We start from the raw sequence: 15,770 nt of genomic DNA, 5'->3' as shown, positions 1-15,770 counted from the left end.
CTCCGAGCCGGGCTGGTCCGGGGCAGGGCGGTCGGTCACGGGTTCACTCACAGGGTCACTCCGAGGGTGGCGAGGTGGGCGCGGGTGGCATCGGCGGTGGTGTGGCGGAAGGCGTGCATGCCGATCGCCTGGGCGGCCTCGACGTTGACGGGCGCGTCGTCGAAGAACACGGCACGCCCGGCGGGCACGCCGATCTGCTCCAGGGTGTGGTGGTAGATGCGCCGGTCGGGTTTGCGCAGGCCGACGCGGCCGCTGATGACGACGGTCTCGAACAGCTCGACGAGCAGGTCTGCGGGGTAGCCCTCGCCCCAGCTGTTGGACAGCAGCGCGGTGTGCAGGCCGGCGGCGCGGGCCTTGCGGACCAGCTCGACCATCGCCGGGTCGGGGGTGGCGCCGCCGAACATGCGCCGCAGCAGCCCCTTGCCGGGGATCGGGTCGCCGCCGGTGGTGATGAGCTCGGCGGCCAGCAGCCGTTCGAACTCCGCCACGGTCAGCTCGCCGGTCTCCAGCAGGTGCACCGGGTTGCCGGGACGGGCCTCCCGGCCCAGCCAGTCGCGCATGATGCGGCCGTAGACGTCGCGGTCCACGGCCTCGGCGTGCATCCACTGACCGACGAACTCGGGTACGGAGACGGTCATGACCCCGCCCCAGTCGAAGACCAGCGCGTCGACCGACGGGCTGTCGGGAAGTGTCGTGTCACCCACGGACCGGAGGGTACCGACCGGTCGGTATGTCGGCAACCGGGCGACCGCCTTCGGATGACGGGGACGGCGACCTCCGGCGGTATCGGCCCCGTGGCGGCCTCGCTACGTTCGGTGGCGGACTGAGGGGGTTCCATGAGACGCAAGCCGATGAGGTCCGTGCTGACCGCGACGCTGACCGCGGTGCTCGCCACGGCGGTGGTGACGGCCCCGGCGGCCGCCGATGCAGGGACTGGCCGGGTGGTGCGCACCGACAAGGGCCTGGTGGCCGGGACGGTGGCCGAGGGGTACCGGACGTTCGGCGCCATCCCGTTCGCGGCGCCGCCGGTGGGCGCGAACCGGTGGCGCGACCCGCAGCCGGCCGCGGCGTGGCGCGGGGTGCGGGACGCGACGGTGCCGAGCCCGAAGTGCGCGCAGCTGCCGCAGCTGGGCCAGCCGGGCTCGCAGACCGAGGACTGCCTGTACCTCAACGTCACCGCACCCACCGGCCCGGCACGGCCGCGACCGGTGATGGTGTGGGTCCACGGCGGCGGGTTCACCGCGGGGGCGGCGTCGGACTACGACGCGCGCCGGCTCGCGACCCGCACCGGCGCGGTCGTGGTGACGGTGAACTACCGGCTCGGGGTGTTCGGGTTCTTCGGGCTGCCCGGCCTCGCCGGGTCGGGTGCGTTCGGGCTGGCCGACCAGCAGGCGGCGCTGCGGTGGGTGCAGCGCAACGCGCGGGCCTTCGGCGGCGACGCGGGCAACGTGACGGTGTTCGGCGAGTCCGCCGGTGGGTTGAGCGTGTGTGCGCTGCTGGCATCGCCGCGGGCGGCGGGGTTGTTCGACAAGGCGATCATCCAGTCCGGTCCGTGCGGGCTGACGACACCGGGCGGGCAGCCGGGGGTGTTCTCGACGCTGTGGCGCGAGCGGGCGGCGGTCGAGCAGACCGGCGCGCAGGCCGCCGCGGGGCTGGGGTGCGCGGACGTGGCGTGCCTGCGGGCGTTGCCGGTGACCGCGCTGCTCGGTGTGCACACCGCGTTCGGCACCCCCGCGCACGGCACGGCGGTGCTGCCGGTCGACCCGGTGGTGGCGCAGCGCACGGGCCGGATGCACCACGTGCCCACCCTGGTGGGCTCCACGCACGACGAGGCGACGCTGTTCGCGGCGTTGCTCTTCCCGCAGCCCATCCCGACCGCGGCCTACCGGCAGGCGCTGGCCGGGCTGTACGCGGCCGAGGACGTGGACCGGGTGCTGGCCCGCTACCCCGCCGACGGCAACGGCGACGTGCGCGACGAGCTGGCCCGGCTGATGACCGACCAGTCGTGGGCGTGCACGGTGGCCGACGCGCGCCGGGAGCTGGGCCGCCACCAGCGGGTGTCGGGCTACGAGTTCGCGGACGCGGGCGTGCCGCTGCTGTTCCCGGACCTGCCGCCGTTCCCCGGTGGGTACAGGGCCTACCACGCCTCCGAGCTGCTGATGCTGTTCGACTTCCCCGGCGTGGTGCTCACCCCGGCCCAACGCGAGGTGTCGGACTACATGATCACGGCGTGGGGCCGGTTCGCTCGCACCGGCGACCCCGGCTGGCGGGCCGCGGTGCAGTCGCTGGCTCCGGGTGCCATCGGCCCCACCGACTTCGCCCGCGACCACCGGTGCGGGTTCTGGGCCCAGCTCTGAGACCGGGAACGGGCGCGGCCCGCCCCGGCCCTGCTGGTGACGCTGCGTCACCGGAAGGGCCGGGGCGGCCGTGGGCGTGCAATTTGCATGTGCCTGCCGCGGGGGTCGTCGCGTTCGGCGGCGCGGTGACGGCAGGTGGGGCAACCCGGACAGCGGATTTCGCCGGTGATCACCCGGCACGCGGCCGGGTCGGCCATCCTGTAGCCCATGCCCGGCTACCGCGATCTTGCCCGTGACGGTGAGTTCCGCGCCCTCTTCGCCGCGCACGTGGTGTCGGTGGCCGGGGACCAGTTCGCGCGGGTCGCGCTGGCGGTGCACGTCTACGACCGCACGGCGAGCGCGGGGCTGACGGCGCTGACCTACGCGTTGACGTTCCTGCCCGACCTGGTGGGCGGGCCGCTGCTGTCCGGGCTGGCCGACCGGTTCGCGCGCCGGGACGTGATGGTGGCCGCCGACCTGGTGCGGGCGGTGCTGCTGCTGGTCATGGCCGTACCGGGGCTGCCGCTGTGGGTGCTGGCGGCCGTGCTGGTGCTGGTGCAGCTCGCCGGGGCCCCGCACGGTGCGGCGCGGGCGGCGCTGCTGCCGCACGTGCTGCCCGATGAGCGCTACCCGCTGGGGATGGCGGCGCTGAGCACCGTCACCCAGGCCGCGCAGGTGCTGGGGTTCGTCGCCGGCGGCGCGCTGGTGGCGTGGTGGGGGCCCGGTCCGGTGCTGGTGGCCGACTCGGTGACCTTCGCCGTCTCCGCCCTGCTGGTCAGCGCCCACGTGCTGCGCCGTGCGGTCCCGGAGCACCCGCACGTGCGGGCCTGGTCCTCGGACCTGCTGGGCGGCGCACGGCTGGTCTGGCGGGCCCGCCGGCTGCGGGCCCTGGTCGCACTGGCCTGCGTGTCCGGGTTCTACATCGTCGCCGAGGCACTGGCCGCTCCCTACGCGGCACAGCTGGGAGCGGGCGCGTCGGCGGTGGGGCTGATCCTCGCCGCGCACGCCGCCGGTGCCGTCGCCGGCATGGCCGTGGTCGCGCGCATCCCGCACCACCGGCAGCTCGCCGCCATGCCGTGGCTGGCGGTCGCCTCCTGCGCGGTGCTGCTGCCCGTGCTGCTGCGACCGGGACTGGGCTGGTCATTGGCGCTGATCGCACTGTCCGGGGTCGCGAGCGCCTACCAGCTGCTCGCGAACACCACGTTCGTGCGCGAGGTGCCCGACGCCGCCCGCGGGCAGGCCTTCGGGCTCGCCGTCACCGCACTGCGGGTGTCGCAGGGCGTCGGGGTCGGCCTGGCCGGGCTGCTGGCCGAACGGTGGGCGGCGCACCAGGTCATCGCCGCCGCGGGCCTCGCGGGCGTGCTCGCGGCGTGCGCGGCGGGCTGGTCGTGGCGGCAGGCGGTGGCAGCGCCTGCCCGCGGCACGCCGTGAACGAGAGAGCGGGGTGCCGGCCGTCCACACCGGCCGGCGCACCCCTCTCCCACTGCGTCCCAGGTGGTCAGACGGTCCAGTCGGTGGACGCGAAGGTCCAGTCGGTCGAGGCGAACGTCCAGTCCGTCGACGTGAACGTCCAGTCGGTGGAGGACCGGAAGGTCCAGTCCGTCGACGCGGCGAAGGTCCAGTCGGTGGACAGCGCGGTGTTCATCATGATGACCGTCTCCTTGTGGGAATGCGGGAGTTGCAAGGGGTGAATGGTGCGCGAGAACGCGAGGACTACTCAGGGTGAGGTCCCCCACATGGAGCCACGACTTGGCGTGACCCGGTGGCTACAGTGGTTGGTTCCTGATGGTTTTCGGTGGGGGTGGCAGCGTGCCTTGGCTCGACCCGCGCCGGTGGAAGCTATGGTCTCTTCCTCCTGTCGTGCTGACCTACGTCGTGACGATCTCCGTGACGGCGGCACTCGTCACGCTCGCAACCGCACGGCTTACCCCTGTCGAGGCGCGCTCGTGGACGTGGTTCGCGGCACTCGCCGTCGCCGCCCTGGTCCACCTGGAAGCGGCGCGCGGCATCGAACGCATCCGCGAGATCTCCGTGGAGGGTGCCCCGCACGCGCAGATGCAGTCGGTGTGGCAGTTCGCGGGCGTGCTCGTACTCCCGATGCCACTGGTCGTCCTGCTGGTCGTGACCATCTACCTGCACGCGTGGCTGCGGGTCTACAAACGCCGGGCGGTCCTGTACCGGAAGCTGTTCTCCGCCGCCACTGTCATACTTGGATGTGCCGCAGCGCAATGGGTGCTGCACATGTTCTCGGCGTCAGCTCCGTCTGATCTGGACGGTCCACGTGGGCTGATCGCCCTCGCGGTGGCCGGGTTCCTCTACTGGTTCGTCAACTACGCCCTGGTCGTGGGCGCCATCATCATGACCAACCCGGCCAACCCGGTGAAGACCGCGCTCGGCCACGCCTCCGACGTCCTCATCGTCACCGCCTCCGTCGGCCTCGGCTCCGGCGTCGCCATCATCGCCACCGCACGGCCCTGGCTCACGCCGATCCTGCTGCTCACCGTCCTGGCCCTGCACATGGGCCTGCTGCTGCCGCAGTTCCGCGTCGCCGCCCGCACCGACTCCAAGACCGGCCTGGTCGACGCCACCTTCTGGCACGACGTCGCCGAACGCGAGCTCGCCCGCGCCCGCCGCCTGACCTCCACCGTCGGCGTCCTCATCCTCGACATCGACCACTTCAAGGTCATCAACGACACCTACGGCCACCTCGCGGGCGACCGGGTCCTGCGCGCCATCGCCGACTCCGTCCGCCACGCCGTGCGCTCCTACGACCTCGTCGGCCGCTTCGGCGGCGAGGAGTTCGCCGTCCTGCTGCCCGGCGTCGGCACCGACGAGGTCCGCGCCACCGCCGAACGCATCCGCTTCGACATCGCCCGCCTCGAGGTCCCCGCCGTCGACCGCAGCGGCGAACCCCGCGTCATCACCGGCCTGACCGCCTCCGTGGGCGCGGCGGTGTTCCCCGACACCGCGACCGAGCTCAGCCCACTGCTGCTCGCCGCCGACGAAGCGCTCTACCGGGCCAAGAACTCCGGCCGCGACCGCGTGGCCACCGCACCCGCGTTCTGACCGGCCCCCAGGCGAACCCTCACGCGTCCAGGAACGCCGCGATCCGCGCCGACACCTCGTCCGGCTCCTCCACCCACGGGTAGTGCCCCACACCCTCGTGCACGGTCAGCACCGCGTCCGGGAACAGCTCCGCCAGCTCCCGGCACCGCCGCACCGGCGAGATCGGGTCCTCACCGCACGCGTACACCAGCACCGGGTGGTCGAACTCCACCAACGCCCGCCGCAGCACCCCCGGCACGAACGCGCCCTCGGCGTTGTAGCCCAGCGCCACCGGGTACTTCCACTGCCCCAGCTCCGCGGCCGCGTGCGCCCGCGCCCGCTCGTCCCACCGCGCGTACAGCAACGGGGACGCCGCCACCCGGTTCTCCACCGAGTCGTCACCGGCCGCGCTGCGCTCCAGCGCCTCCTGCGCCGCCGCGAACCACGGCTGATCGGCGCGAGCGGCGAGGAAGGTGTCCCAGTCGCTCTGCTCCGGCGACAGCCCCACCGACCGCAACGCCGGCGTGAGCAGCACCAACCGGCCCACCCGGTCCGGGAAGTCCGCCGCGTACCCCATGGCGATCCCCGCACCCGCCGAGTGCCCCAGCACGTCGACCCGCTCCAGCCCCAGGTGCCTGCGCAGCACCTCCACGTCCCGCACCAGCACGTCCCGCCGGTAGGTGAACGCCTCCACCGGCTCGTCGGACTCACCGGTACCCCGGTTGTCCAGCACCACCAGCCTGCGGTGCCGGTCCAGCCCGCCCAGCGTCTCCAGGTACTCCGACGCCCTGCCGGGACCACCCGCCAGCACCAGCAGGGGAGCACCCTCCCCCACCTCCCGGTAGGCGAGCCGAGTACCGTCGAACGAGGTGAACCGTGCCATGCTGCACATCATGCCGAAGATCGCCACGACCGACCTCGTCGACCGGCCGCAGCTGCTCGAGTTCCTCCGCACGCGCCACCACGGCGTCCTCATCACCCACCGCTCCAGCACCGGCGGCGTGCAGGTCTCCCCCGTCTCCTGCGGCGTCGACACCAGCGGCCGCATCGTCATCGCGACCTACCCGCAACGCGCCAAGGTCCGCAACGCCCGCCGCAACCCCGCCGTCACCCTCTGCGTGCTCTCCGACGACTGGGACGGCCCCTACGTCCAGGTCGACGGCACCGCCGAGGTCCTCGACCTGCCGCACGCCCTCGACGACTTCGTCGAGTACTACCGCTGCATCGCGGGCGAACACCCCGACTGGGACGAGTACCGCGCCGCCATGCTCCGCCAGGGCAAGGCCCTCCTCCGCATCACCATCGACACCTGGGGCCCCATCGCCACCGGCGGCTTCCCACCCGAGCTCGACGCCTGAGCACCGCGCGGACCGGGCTCAGACCGCCCAGGCACCGCCCCAGCCGCGGGGCCGCTCCAGCACCGCACACGCACCACCGTGCGGCCCCGAGATCGACGCGACCAGTCCGGTCGGCACGGTCGTCGGCCCCAGCAGCACCCGACCGTCCAACTCGGACACCCGCGCACACGCGTCCTCCACGCTGTCCACGGCGAAGTACGTCATCCACCCCGGCGCCCGCCCCGTCCGCAACCGGCCCGCCACCGCACGCCGATCACCCTGCCGCGCCGCCAGGAACACCGCGAAGTCCTCCGACCTCGCCTCCACGTCCCACCCCAGCGCCCCGGCCCAGAACGCGTCGTCGGGCCGCTCCACCATCAGCTCCACCCAGCAGGGCTCCCCCGCACGCGGCGCCGGCGCCCACGGACCGTGCAACACCCGGCCCACGTCCACACAGGACCCGTCCCTCAGCTCCCGCGCCCCGTCGTCACCGAACACCACGCGCCAGCCCGACTCCCCCACCGCCACCCGCGCAGCCAACCGGTCACCGACCCAGCCCGAGAACGAACCACCCGGCTCCGCGATCACCGTCCACCCCAGCACACCGGCGAAGAAGTCCACCGACACCTCGGGCTCGGCAACACCCAACTCAAGACGACGCAGACCACAAGACGACACGGGCATCCCATCAAGGCGGTGATCAGGAGCGCGCACCATCCTCTGCGCCGACCACCCGAGACGACAATGCACCATTCGGCGGCATGCGCTCCGCGTTCACCACCTCACGCAACGGCACCGGCCGGCCCAGGTGGAAACCCTGCCCCACCCGCACCCCCAACCGCCGCAACGCCTCCACCTGAGAAGGCCGCTCCACCCACTCCGCCACCGCCGACAACCCCAGCCCGTTCGCGATCTGCACGATCCCCGACACCAGCACCGCGTCCGCGTCGTTCGTCTCGATCCCCTTCACGAACTCACCGTCGATCTTGATCCCCGTGATCGGCAGGTGCTTCAGGTGCACGAACGACCCGAAACCGGAACCGAAGTCGTCCAGCGTGATCCGGCACCCGAACTGCCGCAGCCGCGTCGCCAGCGACACCGCCGCGTCCAGGTTCGTCACCGCCGCCGTCTCCGTGATCTCCAACCCCAACCGGCCCGGCGCCACCCCCGCACGCCCCAACCGGTCCAGCACGAACCCCGCGAAGTCCGGGTCCTCCAACGTCCGCCCCGACACGTTCACGTTGAACCGCAACGACGAGCTCGGCTCCGCCACCAGCGCGTCGATCGCCGTCGACAACACCCACCGGTCGACCTCCAGGATCAGGTTCGACCGCTCCGCCACCGGCAGGAAGTCCGCGGGCCCCAGGTACGGCTCCTGACCGTCCTCCAACCGCAGCAACAGCTCGTGCCCCAGCGTCTTGCCCGACTGCAGCTCCACCATCGGCATCCCGTACAACGCCAGACCCTCACCCGCGAGCGCCTGCCGCAACCGGTCCAGCACCGACACCCGCTTCACCGTGTCCGCGTAGTGGTTCGGCTCGTACACCGTCACCCGGTCCCGGCCCGCCGCCTTCGACGCGTACAACGCCAGGTCCGCGTTCGCCAGCACCAGCTCCCACGAGTCACCCGGCCCGTACTCCGCCAGCCCCGTGCTCACCGTGATCCGCGCCGGCGTCCCGATCCCCGCCAGCGGAAAACCCGCCACCGCGTCGCGCAACCCGTCCGCCACCGCACCCGCGTCCCGCGCAGAGGACCCCGGCAGCACCACCGCGAACTCGTCACCACCCAGCCGCGCGATCAACTGCTCACCCAGCCGCGACTGCAGCGCCGACGCCAGCATCCGCATCACCCGGTCACCCACCGCGTGCCCGCGCAGGTCGTTGACGTCCTTGAAGTTGTCCAGGTCCAGCACCAGCAACGCACCGGACCCGTTGTTCGCCAGCTCCTTCTCCAACGCCCGCGTCAGCGCACGCCGGTTCGGCAACCCCGTCAACGGGTCCTGCTCGGCCATCCGCACCAGCTCGTCGTGCACCCGGCTCGACTGCGTCACGTCGTGCGCCGTCCCCAACGCCCGCAACGGCGCCCCGGTCTCGTCGACCACGACCTCACCGAAGCACTCGAACACCCGCTCCGCACCGTCCGGGCGCAACATCCGGTGCGTGTAGGTGAACACCGACCCCGTCTTGAGCGCCGTGTCCAGCTTCTCCTCGATCATCGGCAGGTCGTCGGGGTGCACCAGCTGCGCGTACATCTCGAAGTCGAACGCCGTGCCCGGAGCGAACCCGAACATCTCCAGCAACGTGTCCGACCACGTCACCCGGTCCTCCGAGATCGACCACTCCCACGTGCCCATCCGGCCCAGCGCCTGCGCCCGCCGCAGCGCGTCCGCCTCCTGCGTCACCGTCAGCTCCCGGTCACGCCACGTCGACACGTCCACGACCTCGTACATCAGGTCGTCACCCAAACGGCTGCACCGCACCTCGAGCCACCGCGGCCCCGGCGCCAGCACCTCCCGCGCGGGCGACGGCCCCTCCGGCACCCCCGGCAGCAACGCGGGCAACGACCGCCCGTACGCCTGCTCGACCGGCACACCCAGCACAGCGCCCAGCGCGCGGTTGCACCACAACAGGCTGCCGCGCGCATCCGTCACGGCATAGCCGACATCCGCCCGGTCGAGCACCGTGCGGCAATAGGAGGTCACGCGCGTCATGATCGTCCGATCACCGGACGTAAGCAACCCGCTACGCCGGTTGGTTCGCTGGAGTGCGAACGGCTAACGCAGCCGCTCCAACCCCTTCGCCGACTCCACCAACTCCGCCGCCAACTTGCGCAGCTCCTCGTTCTCCGCACCGTCCTGCGCCGCCGTCACCACGTCCTCCGCGGCACACCGCAGCTGGAACAGCCGGTCCTGCAAGTCTGCCAACTCCGCCGTGCTGAGCACCACGGCGTCCTCGGGGAGCCCGCCGCGCTGCAACGCCGCCCGCCGCTCGTACGCCCGCTGGCGACACGGCTGAGCACAGTACCTGCGCGGCCGGCCGATCCGCCCACTCCCCGGCAACCGCCGCCCGCACCACGCGCAGTGCCTGGGCTCATCCGCCTCCATGGAGCGCTCCATGGCGCGCGACGGTAGCGGGTGAGCTGGGGTGGGCGTAAGCGACGCGCCACAAACCCCGACGTTCGTAGGGAACCGGACAGCACCGGTCGCGCGATTGGTCCCATTCCGCCACAGACCTGCTTGGCCTTTTCCTGGTTGTTTGTGGTCCTGGGGTTGGTTGGGAGCGTGACCACTTTGGAGTGTTAACTTTGGTCTGCACTGAAACCATAGAGTTGAACAAGAAAGTGGTGCGCCACCCAACCGCCACCTCACGGCCGGCTTCGCCAGGCACACTCGCACCCGTGACCCACCCCTACCTCGCCGGCCCGCACCCGCGGGCCTTCGCCCACCGCGGCTGGCACCTCGACGACCTCACCGGCATGGAGAACTCGCTGAGCTCGTTCCGCCGCGCCGCCCGGGAGGGCTACCGCTACGTCGAGACCGACGTGCACGCCACCAGCGACGGCGAGGTCGTCGTCCACCACGACCGCACCCTCGACCGCACCACCGACGGCGAAGGCGTGGTCTCCGCACTCCCCTGGGCCCGGGTCCGCGACGCCCGCGTCGGCGGCCGCGAACCCATCGCCCGCCTCGCCGACGTCCTGGAGGAACTGCCCGAGACGTTCTTCAACATCGACGTCAAGGCCGACAACGCCGTCGAACCCGTCGTCACGCTGCTGCGCAGGACCGGGGCGCTGCACCGGGTCTGCCTCGCGAGCTTCTCCGACCACCGCCTCGCCCGCCTGCGCCGCCTCGGCGGAGCGGGCCTGCTCACCTCCATGGGCCCCCGCTCCGCCGGCGCGCTGTGGGCAGCACGCCGCGTCCCGTTCGCCGGGCTCGCCGTCCGCGGCCAGGTCGCCCAGGTCCCCCGCAGCCAGGGCCGCCTCACCGTCGTCGACCGCCGCTTCGTCGCCGCAGCCCACAAAAGGGCCCTCGAGGTGCACGTGTGGACGATCGACGACGAGGCCGACATGCGCGCCCTGCTCGACCTCGGAGTCGACGGCCTGGTGACCGACCGGCCCGACGTCCTGCGCGACGTCCTGCGCTCACGTGGCGACTGGTAACAGGTTGGACAGTCACCGGATCGGGTGAGTCGGCGGACAAGTACAGTCCGCCGACATGAAGGTCAAGGGCGACGACCCCACTGACGCCACCACCGCCGGCCGCCGCAAGGAACAGCGCGGCTGGGTCTGGTACGACGTGGCGAACTCCGTGTTCCCCACGTCCGTGATCACCGTCTTCCTCTCGCTGTACCTCACCAGCATCGCCGAGAACGCCGCCAAGGCCGACAGCGCGCTCAACGGCGCCACCCCGTGCGCCGGCGACAACGCCTTCGACCGCTGCGACGTCACGCTGCTCGGGCTGCAGTTCCCCGCCGGGTCCCTGTGGGGCTACCTGCTCTCCGTCGCCACGGTGGTCCAGGTCCTCGTCCTGCCGGTCATGGGCGCCATCGCCGACCGCACCCAGAACAAGAAGAAGATGCTCGGCGCCTTCGCCTTCACCGGCTCGGCCGCCACCATCGCCCTCGCCACCGTCGAGGGCACCAACTGGAAGCTCGGCGTCCTCCTCTTCGTCATCGCCAACATCTGCTACGGCTCCAGCGTCGTCGTCTACTACGCGTTCCTGCCCGAGATCGCCACCCCCGACGAACGCGACGCCGTCTCCAGCCGCGGCTGGGCCTTCGGCTACCTCGGCGGCGGCGTGGCGCTCGCGGTCCAGCTGGGCATCACGCTCTCGGCCGACTCGCTGGGCATCAGCTCCGGTGACGCCGCGCGCATCGCGTTCGTCATCTCCGGCATCTGGTGGGCCGCGTTCACGATCATCCCGCTGCGCGCCCTCACCGAGCACCAGAACCCGCACGGCCGCGAACACGGCACCTCGGTCATCTCCGCCGGCTTCAAGGAGCTCGGCACGACCCTGCGCCAGGCCAAGGCCTTCCCGCTCACCCTCGCGTTCCTGGGCACCTACCTGATCTACACCGACGGCATCGCCACCGTCGCGAACGTCTCCGCGCAGTACGGCAGCGTCGAGCTCAAGTTCGAGCAGCAGACGCTGATCACCGTGATCCTGATCGTCCAGTTCGTCGCCTTCCTCGGCGGCGTGCTGCACGGCTTCGTCGCCAAGCGCGTCGGCGCGAAGAAGACGATCCTCGGCTCGTTGCTCGTGTGGATCGTCGTCATCACCGCGGCGTTCTTCGTGCAGGCCGGTGACGAGATGCAGTTCTACCTCGTCGCCGCCGGCATCGGCATCGTCCTGGGCGGCACGAACGCGTTGTCGCGCAGCCTGTTCAGCCAGATGGTCCCGCCAGGACGCGAGGCGCAGTACTTCTCGCTCTACGAGGTCGGCGAGCGCTCCACCAGCTGGCTCGGCCCGCTGGTGTTCGCGGGCGTCGGCCAGGCCACCGGCAGCCTGCGGCCCGCGATCCTCGCGCTGATCATCTTCTTCGTCGCCGGCTTCGTCCTGCTTATCTTCGTGCCGGTCCGCAGGGCCATCAAGGCCGTCGGCAACCCCGAACCCACCCTCGTCTGACCCGCTCAGGGGCGCTGACCGCGGTCAGCGCCCCTTCCCCGTCACGACAACGCCACCCGCGCCCGCCGCACCGGCGCGACCACGCTCCCCACCAACGGCACGGCCAGCGCGCACACCACCCAGGTCACCTCGCCGGCCAGCAGCACCGCGACCGGCACCAGCAGCAACGCCGCGAAGACCGACAGCGCCCTCCCCAGCACCACATCCCCGCGCACGTAGGCGACCACGCGCACCGCGACCGCCAGCAGCGCCACGACCACCAGCCCGACTCCCGGCGCGAGTCCGGCACCCAGCCCCAGCACCAGCGCTCCCCCACCCCACCACGCCGGCCTGCGCGCGGGCGGCGTCGGTGCCTCCCGGTGGAAACCCAGGCACAGGCACGCGAACAGCACCAGCGACGGCACCTGGAACGCCAGCGAGAACAGCACCGGCCCCGGTTCCGACAGCGCCACCACGACCGGCACCACCGCAAGCGCGGCCACCGCCTTCGCCACCGTGCGCCTGCCCGCCAGCAGCGCCGCGAACGCCACGACCGGCGCGAGCTCGAACCACCGCACGGGCGCGGCCGGCGGCACCCACGGTGAACCGCCGCGGGTCAGCACCAGGTGCAGGGCGGCGGCACCGGCGTAGAACACGCCCAGCAGCAGTCCCAGCACCCCCAGGGCGCGCACGACCTCACCGCGCCACCGCGCCCGGTCCGGCACGTGCACCAGCGCCGCGCCGGCGGCCAGGTGGGTGCGCACCCCCAGGCCCAGCGTCGCCCACGTCTCCCCCCAGCCCGGCCAGCTGTGCTCCAGGTCCAGCTCGTCGGTCCGCTCGGCGAGGAAGATGCTGACCATCTCCTCCTCGCGGTCACGCCGGTACCAGCCCGGCAGGACCTTCAGCAGCCGCCGGTAGCGGCGCTCCAGGTTGCTCATGCCTCGATCCCCCTCCCCCGCAGCACCGCCGCCGCCGCGCGCACGTTCGCGCTGAGCCTGGCGACCTCCGCCTGCAACGCCCGCACCCCCGAGTCGGTGAGCCGGTAGTAGCGCCGCAGGCGGCCCTGGTGAACCTCCTCGCGGTCGCGCTCGGCCAGGCCGTCGGCCACCAACCGGTCCAGCACCCCGTACAGCGTGCCGACGCGCAGCACGGTCCGGCCCTGCGACAACTGCTCCACCGCCTGCACGATCGCGTACCCGTGCAGCGGCTCCTCGGCCAGTGCGGTGAGCACCAGGAACGCCTGCTCGGACATGATCCGACCACTCATGTGCCTGAATATATCGCGACGCGAGCTATATCGGGAAGCCGGACATCGGTGAAGCATCTCTTTTAGTCAACACTGAAGCCATGGAGACTCTGAAAACAATTGTTCCGATCTCATGGCGCAGCGAACCGACCTGGTACCGGCGGTGGAGGTGTATTCAAACGTGATGTTTCGGCCTCCGGCGCACCGGCTATCTCCAGCCCACCGGGGCCGGCGAGCACAACAGGAGGAGCACGATGGACAACGACACAGCGCGGGGACGCCGCGGTGCCGGTCGGCGTTGATCAGCCGATTCCTGTTGATCACCGGCCAGGCACTAGGGTGACCCGCCGTGGACGCCCTACCCGATCCGACAGACGCCCTGTCCGCCGTGCCCGTAGCGGGTTCGCGGCGGACCACCCCGGTGGTGGGGCACCTGAAGTTCTTCTTCGGCCCGATGGACTGCGGCAAGTCCACGCTCGCCCTGCAGATCGACCACAACAACTCGCGGCAGGGCCGGCGCGGCCTGCTGCTGGTGCGGCACGACCGGTCGGGGCGTCCGCAGATCTCCAGCCGCATCGGCATCACCAGGGAGGCCGCGGAGATCCGCGACGACGATCTCCGCCGGCTGGTGCGCGCCGAGTGGGCGCAGGGCCGCCGGGTGGACTACCTGATCGTGGACGAGGCGCAGTTCCTCACCCCCGTCCAGGTGGAGCAGCTGGCCGAGCTCGCGGACGACGTCCAGGTCGACGTCTACTGCTTCGGGCTCGCCACCGACTTCCGCGGGGAGATGTTCCCGGGCTCGCAGCGGCTGTTCGAGCTCGCGGACGAGCTGAAGGCGATCCAGGTCGAGGTCCTGTGCTGGTGCGGGGTGCCGGGACGGTTCAACGCGCGGGTGCGGGCCGGACGGGTGATCCGGGCCGGGGACACGGTTCTGGTGGCCGACACGGTGCCGGACACGGAACAGCACCGATCGGGTACGGACAGCAACTGTGTAACCGATACCACGGAAACTACTGTCCGCTACCAGGTCCTCTGTCGGCGTCACTTCCGGCTAGGTGATCTGGGTCCTGACGTCGCACAAAGTGGTCAACTCCGGTTGGCGTGATCGACTTCCCAGCGGCCTGCTAGGCCATTAGAGTGACGCATAAGCCCAGTAGCTTGATAACGCGTCACGATCCTTGAGCGATCGCATCCATTAGTAGGAAGCCTTCGTTGACGAGTGAACGACGTCACTGTGGGCAACCATGAGAGCGAACCGGAAACAAACGGAGCAATCCGGGCGTTGCACACGGTGAGCAAGAAGCCTGGGCCCCGGCCCTGAGCCGAGCGAAAGGACACCGCCATGGCCGACCGCGTTTTGCGTGGAAGCCGGCTCGGAGCAGTCAGCTACGAGACCGACCGCAACCACGATCTCGCTCCGCGCCGGGCAGCGCGGTACGCCTGCCCCAAGGGACACGACTTCGAGGTCCCGTTCTCCGACGACGCCGAGCTGCCTCCGACGTGGGAGTGCCGTCTGCACGGCACCGAGTCGAAGATCATCGACGGTGTCGAGCCGGAGGTGAAGAAGGTCAAGCCGCCGCGCACGCACTGGGACATGCTCCTGGAGCGCCGGTCGATCCCCGAGCTCGAGGAGCTGCTCGACGAGCGCCTCGAAGAGCTGCGCGGACGCCGCACCCGCACGGCCTGATCCGAGCACAGACGCTCAAGCCGTCCCGGTCGCCTTCCGGGGCGGCTTTTTGCGTGCCCGGAAAGCCGCACGCGGCGCACCGGGTGCGGCCTAGGATCTTGATCATGTGGCCACGCCTGGACGGACTGCGCACGCTCGAGCTCGGCCTGCCCGGTGAGCACCGCGACCGGCTCACCGCCCTGGTGCTCGCCGGGACGAAGCAGGCCACCGCCGGTCTGCTGGCCGGCTACACCGGTGAGGGTGAGCTGCCCGAGCACGTCGGTGAGCGGCTGGTGCTCGTGGACAGCGCCGGTGACCGGCTCGCGGTGGTCGAGGTGACGGCCGTGCTCGTGACGCCGTTCGACCTGGTCGGCTGGGAGCTCGCCGAGGCGGAGGGCGAGGGGTTCACCTCGGTGGAGCACTGGCGGGAGGTGCACGCCGGGTTCTGGGCGGAGCACGGCGGTGGCCGGCCCAGCGGACGGGCACCTGTCGTGTGCGTGTGGTTCCGGCTGATCAACGGGTGACAAGCGCGGTGCGG

Annotated in this window: 17 protein-coding genes; 9 read left to right on the top strand and 8 right to left on the bottom strand. The window is 71.6% G+C overall.

Annotation, left to right across the window (positions count from 1 at the left end; translation table 11 throughout):
• Nucleotides 1–47: 47 nt before the first annotated feature.
• Nucleotides 48–704, bottom strand: a complete 657-nt coding sequence (locus tag ACZ7CH_RS12730) for an HAD family hydrolase (RefSeq protein ID WP_360396710.1) — start codon at nucleotides 702–704, stop codon at nucleotides 48–50.
• 132 nt (nucleotides 705–836) lie between these two features.
• Here ACZ7CH_RS12730 and ACZ7CH_RS12725 point away from each other — a divergent pair, with 132 nt between their 5' ends.
• Both ACZ7CH_RS12725 and ACZ7CH_RS12720 read left to right on the top strand, forming a co-directional pair.
• A complete protein-coding gene (locus ACZ7CH_RS12725; protein ID WP_470373907.1) occupies nucleotides 837–2,357 on the top strand; it encodes a carboxylesterase/lipase family protein in 1,521 nt (506 codons plus the stop codon).
• 207 nt (nucleotides 2,358–2,564) lie between these two features.
• Entirely contained in the window at nucleotides 2,565–3,767 is a 1,203-nt protein-coding gene (locus tag ACZ7CH_RS12720; protein WP_458432226.1) for an MFS transporter, read from the top strand.
• 67 nt (nucleotides 3,768–3,834) lie between these two features.
• On the opposite strand, the gene ACZ7CH_RS12715 is transcribed toward ACZ7CH_RS12720, so the two are convergent.
• Nucleotides 3,835–4,020, bottom strand: coding sequence for a hypothetical protein (locus ACZ7CH_RS12715; RefSeq protein ID WP_360396704.1), 186 nt, complete (start codon nucleotides 4,018–4,020; stop codon nucleotides 3,835–3,837).
• 176 nt (nucleotides 4,021–4,196) lie between these two features.
• On the opposite strand from ACZ7CH_RS12715, the gene ACZ7CH_RS12710 reads away from it, so the two are divergent.
• A complete protein-coding gene (locus tag ACZ7CH_RS12710) occupies nucleotides 4,197–5,402 on the top strand; it encodes a GGDEF domain-containing protein (RefSeq protein ID WP_360396702.1) in 1,206 nt (401 codons plus the stop codon).
• A gap of 19 nt (nucleotides 5,403–5,421) precedes the next feature.
• Here the strand turns inward: ACZ7CH_RS12710 and ACZ7CH_RS12705 are convergent, their stop codons facing one another.
• Nucleotides 5,422–6,264, bottom strand: coding sequence for an alpha/beta fold hydrolase (locus ACZ7CH_RS12705; protein ID WP_470373906.1), 843 nt, complete (start codon nucleotides 6,262–6,264; stop codon nucleotides 5,422–5,424).
• A 10-nt stretch (nucleotides 6,265–6,274) separates the two neighbouring features.
• Between ACZ7CH_RS12705 and ACZ7CH_RS12700 the strand changes: the two genes are divergently transcribed.
• A complete protein-coding gene (locus tag ACZ7CH_RS12700) occupies nucleotides 6,275–6,739 on the top strand; it encodes a PPOX class F420-dependent oxidoreductase (RefSeq protein WP_470374186.1) in 465 nt (154 codons plus the stop codon).
• 18 nt (nucleotides 6,740–6,757) lie between these two features.
• Here ACZ7CH_RS12700 and ACZ7CH_RS12695 read toward each other — a convergent pair whose 3' ends face one another.
• From ACZ7CH_RS12695 to ACZ7CH_RS12685, 3 genes are all read right to left on the bottom strand, one after another.
• Nucleotides 6,758–7,366: a VOC family protein gene (locus ACZ7CH_RS12695; protein ID WP_470373905.1), complete on the bottom strand. Its 609-nt coding sequence runs from the start codon at nucleotides 7,364–7,366 to the stop codon at nucleotides 6,758–6,760.
• A gap of 52 nt (nucleotides 7,367–7,418) precedes the next feature.
• Nucleotides 7,419–9,419: a putative bifunctional diguanylate cyclase/phosphodiesterase gene (locus tag ACZ7CH_RS12690; protein ID WP_360396696.1), complete on the bottom strand. Its 2,001-nt coding sequence runs from the start codon at nucleotides 9,417–9,419 to the stop codon at nucleotides 7,419–7,421.
• A gap of 72 nt (nucleotides 9,420–9,491) precedes the next feature.
• Complete coding sequence (locus ACZ7CH_RS12685) at nucleotides 9,492–9,833, bottom strand: hypothetical protein (RefSeq protein WP_030475304.1); 342 nt, start codon at nucleotides 9,831–9,833, stop codon at nucleotides 9,492–9,494.
• A gap of 281 nt (nucleotides 9,834–10,114) precedes the next feature.
• On the opposite strand from ACZ7CH_RS12685, the gene ACZ7CH_RS12680 reads away from it, so the two are divergent.
• Complete coding sequence (locus ACZ7CH_RS12680) at nucleotides 10,115–10,876, top strand: glycerophosphodiester phosphodiesterase family protein (protein WP_360396694.1); 762 nt, start codon at nucleotides 10,115–10,117, stop codon at nucleotides 10,874–10,876.
• Between the two features lie 55 nt (nucleotides 10,877–10,931).
• The gene (locus tag ACZ7CH_RS12675) at nucleotides 10,932–12,341 is read left to right on the top strand and encodes an MFS transporter (protein ID WP_470373904.1); all 1,410 of its coding nucleotides are present in this window, start codon (nucleotides 10,932–10,934) and stop codon (nucleotides 12,339–12,341) included.
• A gap of 41 nt (nucleotides 12,342–12,382) precedes the next feature.
• Here ACZ7CH_RS12675 and ACZ7CH_RS12670 read toward each other — a convergent pair whose 3' ends face one another.
• Together ACZ7CH_RS12670 and ACZ7CH_RS12665 are read right to left on the bottom strand one after the other, a co-directional pair.
• Nucleotides 12,383–13,258: a hypothetical protein gene (locus ACZ7CH_RS12670; RefSeq protein WP_470373903.1), complete on the bottom strand. Its 876-nt coding sequence runs from the start codon at nucleotides 13,256–13,258 to the stop codon at nucleotides 12,383–12,385.
• Nucleotides 13,255–13,587, bottom strand: a complete 333-nt coding sequence (locus ACZ7CH_RS12665) for a PadR family transcriptional regulator (RefSeq protein WP_360396688.1) — start codon at nucleotides 13,585–13,587, stop codon at nucleotides 13,255–13,257. The genes ACZ7CH_RS12670 and ACZ7CH_RS12665 overlap by 4 nt, the downstream gene beginning before the upstream one ends.
• A 328-nt stretch (nucleotides 13,588–13,915) precedes the next feature.
• On the opposite strand from ACZ7CH_RS12665, the gene ACZ7CH_RS12660 reads away from it, so the two are divergent.
• From ACZ7CH_RS12660 to ACZ7CH_RS12650, 3 genes are all read left to right on the top strand, one after another.
• The gene (locus tag ACZ7CH_RS12660) at nucleotides 13,916–14,671 is read left to right on the top strand and encodes a thymidine kinase (protein WP_470369298.1); all 756 of its coding nucleotides are present in this window, start codon (nucleotides 13,916–13,918) and stop codon (nucleotides 14,669–14,671) included.
• Between the two features lie 237 nt (nucleotides 14,672–14,908).
• On the top strand, nucleotides 14,909–15,253 hold the full coding sequence (locus tag ACZ7CH_RS12655; protein ID WP_030466135.1) for an RNA polymerase-binding protein RbpA: 345 nt from the start codon (nucleotides 14,909–14,911) through the stop codon (nucleotides 15,251–15,253).
• A gap of 104 nt (nucleotides 15,254–15,357) precedes the next feature.
• Nucleotides 15,358–15,756 (top strand): ASCH domain-containing protein, encoded by a 399-nt coding sequence (locus ACZ7CH_RS12650; protein ID WP_458432220.1) that lies wholly within the window; start codon nucleotides 15,358–15,360, stop codon nucleotides 15,754–15,756.
• Nucleotides 15,757–15,770: the final 14 nt, after the last annotated feature.

The organism is Lentzea sp. NPDC037011, assembly GCF_055607425.1.
Note: the sequence above shows the minus strand (reverse complement) of the source record. Positions and strands in the feature narration are given on the sequence as shown.